The following is a 4,994-nucleotide window of genomic DNA, read 5'->3' as shown; positions in this document are numbered from 1 at the left end:
AACGAAGCGACTTAATTAAATTGATTATTAAAGACAATGCCAGTGCAATATTATTGGGCGTACTGCTGAGTGTTGGCGTGTTGTCTCTATTAACCATTGGTTTTAGTGAACAGGTAAATCACTACCTAACCTTACAATTACTACCTGTATTTACAGTGACATTGGCGATGATCAGCATGCTGTCGGTATTTGCCTGCTACTTTCCTTTGCGTCAATACATCAACAAACCTGTGATCCATGCTTTAAAGGGAAGCGAATAATGAATCTATTTATCTACCAATTGAAACAAGCATTTCTAAGCCTCAAGAAAAAGCTGGGCTTTGTTTTTAGTGTTGTTTCTACTATGGGGATTACCTTAGGCGCTTTGTTGTGCGTGTTAACGCTGGCGTATGTGATGTTGATTAAGCCTCTACCGTATCCAGAGCAAGAAAAACTCTATGTCGCATCACATGAGCATCTCGACGAAAAAGGGGCGTTAATGTTTGAGGCTTTTCCTTATCCAGCTTTAATGGCGCTTTATAAAGAACAAAGTGTTTTTTCGCAAATGGCTTTAGTGGCTTATACAAAAGGTGTTTTACTGAGTCAAAATGATTTACCTATGATGGAAGCTACTTTTGTTTCACCGCAGTGGTTTAGCCTAACAGATATGCCATTGACGTTGGGGAGGGCATTTCAGGAAACAGAAAAAGTTGAACAATATAATCCTGTGGCAATTATTAGTCATGAAACATGGGTAAATAATTTTTCTTCGGATATGAGTATTCTCGGTAAAAAAATTGATTTCGATAACGTTTCTTATCAAATCATAGGCGTTGCAGGAGAAGATTATATTGAGCCACAAGTCTATTCATATCAACGTGGTGTTAGTAAATATAGAAAAACACAATTATGGCTACCTTGGGACTTTAATATCACCGATGTCGCCGAACGTAAAATTTGGTGGCAAGTTAGTAATGGATTTATTATTGGTAAGCTTTCTGATGAATTCACTGCTCCTCAGGCAGATAGTAGCCTGACCCCCTTGATTAATGAAAAATGGTTGGCAGCAACAGTGGGTGACAAGCGTTTTAAAGATAAAACGAAAAGAATAGTCTTGCATGACTTCAAGAAAGTGATCATAGGAGATAACAGAGAGTCAGTTTATTTTCTTTTGGCGGGTATTATCGGGTTAGTGATTATTGCTTTTACCAATATTGCTAATTTAATGACGTCAAGAGCCTTTATGCAACAGCGAAATATGGCTATACAAGCAGCAATTGGTGCTAAGTCGTCTGCATTATTCAATGTCTTTTTTAGTGAAGCGATAATACTTGTTCTTCTATCACTTTTCATCGCTATAGCGATTACTTCTCTAGGATTTTCGTTAATCGAATCTAATTTAGGGGCTTCATTGTCACGGGCAAGTGAGATGTCTGTTAATGATTTTACGCTCATTACTTCAGTAATTATATTATTTGTTTTTGCTTGGGTTTTCGCAAAAATTTCGCTGAAAAGCGTGAACAATAAAACGCTTGCCGTTACTATAAATAGTAGTGGTAAAGGTATTGGCAGCCAACTGCCTAAACTACTTCGTCAACTGTTAATTATTTGCCAAGTAACGGTTGCCAGCGTACTGATTTTTATTAGCCTGAATTTATTTAAAGAGGCGATAAATTCGATTAATACACCAAGCCATTTGAATATTGAAAACATCACATCTTTAACCTTAGCACCTACAAAAACAGTCGCGCTTAGTGAGGAAAAAGGGGTAGCTGAGTTGGCGTCAATTTATCAAGAATTAGCCTTGTTACCTCAAGTTAAAATGATAACTCACAGTGCATCACCATTTTCTTCTTATAGTCGATGGTGGCCTGGCTTAACGGTACAAGAAAGTAATGAAAAGCATAACATGGTTTACCGTATCATTGATGAGCAATATTTCCGATTATTAGAACAAACATTATTAGCGGGTAAAAATTTTACTATCGAAGATATTCGAGCTCAGAATAATATCATGATCGTAAATGATACATTAGCGGCTAAATTAGCTGAAAAAGGTGACGTTATAGGCAAGAAAGTTTTCTTCAGGGAAGATCGAGTGTTTACCATAGTTGGCGTGGTCAAAGGTATGAAAGTCCCAGCTGAAAATGACATTGCAGAACGTGCATATATACCTCGATCATCTGTTTATGACCTGTTAGCAATAGAAAAAAAATCAATACTTATAAAATTGAAGGTTGAACAAGAAATAACTAGACAGCAAGTGGTTGAAATTATTAAAAACGTTAGCTCTGCATATAGTGTCGACAAACTTGAAACGTTGGAAGACGTTCGCTATCAGCGCTTGTTTAATAAAATAGTTACCGCAATAGTTACTGCTGTAGTGGCGTTATTGAGTTTGATGCTTGCTGGTATTGGTATTTATGGCATTTTAAGTTATTCCATTCAAATACGCCGCTTTGAAATAGGTGCAAGGTTAGCTATTGGCGCTAAGCGAGCGAATATTATAACGTTGATTTTCAAAGATAATGCTGGCGGAATATTAATAGGCTTTGGCGTAAGTGCCTTATTATTACTCTGCTTATTTCTTAATTTTAATCACTATTTAAATCCTTACATTAGTTTGGAAATGCTGGCGTTGTTTATGCTGACACTTTCATTGATTTTAATTGTTTCTTTTCTAGCCTGCTACTTTCCTTTGCGTCAATACATCAACAAACCTGTGGTCCACTCTTTGAAAGGAAGTGAATAATGAATTTATTTATTCACCATTCAAAACAAGCGTTTATTAGTCTCAAAAAAAAGCCCGGCTTTGTTTTTAGTGTTGTTTCAACAATGGGCATTACGTTAGGTGCTTTGTTGTGTGTGGTCACACTGGCGTACTTATTATTGTTGAAGCCGTTACCTTATTCAAATGAAGATAAGTTATATAAGGTTAATCACCAAACTTTCAATGCTAAAAACGAATTACAAAGTCGAAAATTTAACTCTCCGGGTTTACGTAACTTGTATTTAAAGCAAACAATTTTTGATCAAGCGGCTATCGCTTTTTATGGCGATGACATCAGTACATCGCTTGAGTATCAGCCGAAAATAACCACGACTTATGTTACCTCTGCTTGGTTCAGTTTATTAGATAGCCAATTCATCCATGGCAGAGGTTTTGAAAAAAGTGAAGACCTAGAGACTTATCATCCAGTAGCGATTATTAGTTACGATACTTGGCTAAACGATTTTTCGCAGTCTGCCGATATTCTTTCTAAAAAAATAACGTTCAGTGGTACTAGTTTCAAAATAATAGGGGTATTAACTGAGCAGTTTATTGAGCCTGATATATACGAGACAGGTAGGAAAACAGAGGTTTGGTTACCATGGGATTACAATATTCGTAATCACTTAAAAGATGAAATGTACTCTTTTCCTTGGTTCGTCTTTGTCGGGCAATTAAAAAATAATATCTCTGTTTTGCAGGCACAACAACAAATTACCGCTTTAGTTGATGGGCATTGGCAAGAAAATAGCGTAGGTATTGATTTTGTTAAAGGCTGGTATGTTGAAATGCATTTACAGTCGTTTAGGCAGGTAATACTTGGCGATACCCAAAATACGCTATGGTTGTTATTGGCCGGTGTCCTTGGAATATTGGTGATTGCTAGTGGCAATATGATGAATTTATTTGTTTCCCGCACAGCTCAGCAGCAACAACAATTGGCCGTACACGCAGCGATAGGCGCTAAAAAAACAGATTTATTTAAAATGTTACTTGCTGAAACAAGCTTGCTGATGGGGTTCTCAACCATAGTGGCATTAATGATTGCCATGGTAGGTTTCGAAATCATTCGTCATAATGTCGCACAACATATTGCAAGAGTTAATGAATTATCACTGAATTATGTCACCTTGCTGGTAGCGGTAATCTCAGCCGTAATACTGAGCTTGTTTTTTGCGCGTACTAGCATTGGTATGGTCAATTATCATCAGTTAAATAAAAATTTACAGTCAGGTAGTAAAAATGTCGGAGTACAGGTTTCTAACAAATTAAGAACAATATTAATTGTTAGTCAATTGGCTATAGCATCAGCACTCATTTTTGTTAGCATTCTTTTATTTAGCAATGCGTCAGATGCCATTAATCAAGATCTAGGTTTTGAACTCAACAATATCAATGCATTGCATGTTCTTTCTACCAGCAAAGAAATCCCTTCAATAGAGCAAGGTAATGCCACAATGGCGTTAATTAAAGCTGAGCTTAGTTTACATCCCCAAATTTCTACTGTTAGTCGATCATTAAGCCCATTAAGTTTCAGTCATAGCCGGAGTGTATCGAATCCACAGACCAATGAAAATTATTCACCGTCAGTACAAGATGTTGATGAAAACTATTTCGATATGATAAATCAAACCATTATTGAAGGTGATAATTTCACTAAAGCAGACATTAAAAATCAAACCGATTTTATTATCATTAATGATGTGTTTGCTAAAAAATTGGCTCCGTCAGGGTCAGCAATAGGTCTACATTTAATCACTTCGGGCAATGATACTCTAACGGTGTCTGGCGTTGTTAAAAGTATTTTAATGCCGGGAGAGTCAAGTATTATTCCTCGTATTTATGTGCCCAATTATCCTTATAGTGAAATGTTATTAATAAAATACCAAGCAGGTAAAAACCTCAGCAGAGACCGAATTGCAGATCTTATAAATGAAATCGACTTAAATTATTCGGTATTTAATTATCGATCATTAGAACAACTCAAAGATAAGCGACTGTTTCGTGAAATAATCACCGTTTATACAACGGCAGTTCTGGCGCTACTGACATTATTTTTGGCGGGTATAGGCCTGTATGGCATTTTAAGTTACAGCACGCAAATGCGCCGTTTTGAATTAGGAACACGCATGGCCATTGGCGCTAAACGAAGCGACTTAATTAAATTGATTATTAAAGACAATGCCAGTGCAATATTATTGGGCGTACTGCTGAGTGTTGGCGTGTTGTCTCTATTAACCATTGG

At 36.6% G+C, this 4,994-nt stretch carries 2 protein-coding genes and 1 pseudogene; all 3 read left to right on the top strand.

The window, feature by feature from the left end; all coding sequences use genetic code 11:
• Positions 1-260, top strand: a pseudogene (locus tag H4J67_RS19390) (hypothetical protein); the annotation flags it as partial.
• Positions 260-2,731 carry an ABC transporter permease gene (locus tag H4J67_RS19385; RefSeq protein WP_182204754.1) on the top strand — a complete coding sequence of 824 codons (2,472 nt, stop codon included), beginning with the start codon at positions 260-262 and terminating at the stop codon, positions 2,729-2,731. The pseudogene H4J67_RS19390 and the gene H4J67_RS19385, both read left to right, overlap by 1 nt.
• Positions 2,731-4,994: ABC transporter permease (locus H4J67_RS19380; protein ID WP_182204752.1), on the top strand; the 2,264-nt coding region annotated here is incomplete at its 3' end. The genes H4J67_RS19385 and H4J67_RS19380, both read left to right, overlap by 1 nt.

The sequence above is a fragment of the Colwellia sp. BRX10-4 genome (assembly GCF_014077465.1).
Taxonomy (GTDB): domain Bacteria; phylum Pseudomonadota; class Gammaproteobacteria; order Enterobacterales; family Alteromonadaceae; genus Colwellia_A.
The sequence above is the reverse complement of the archived record's forward strand: the minus strand, read 5'-3'. Positions and strand labels throughout refer to the sequence as shown.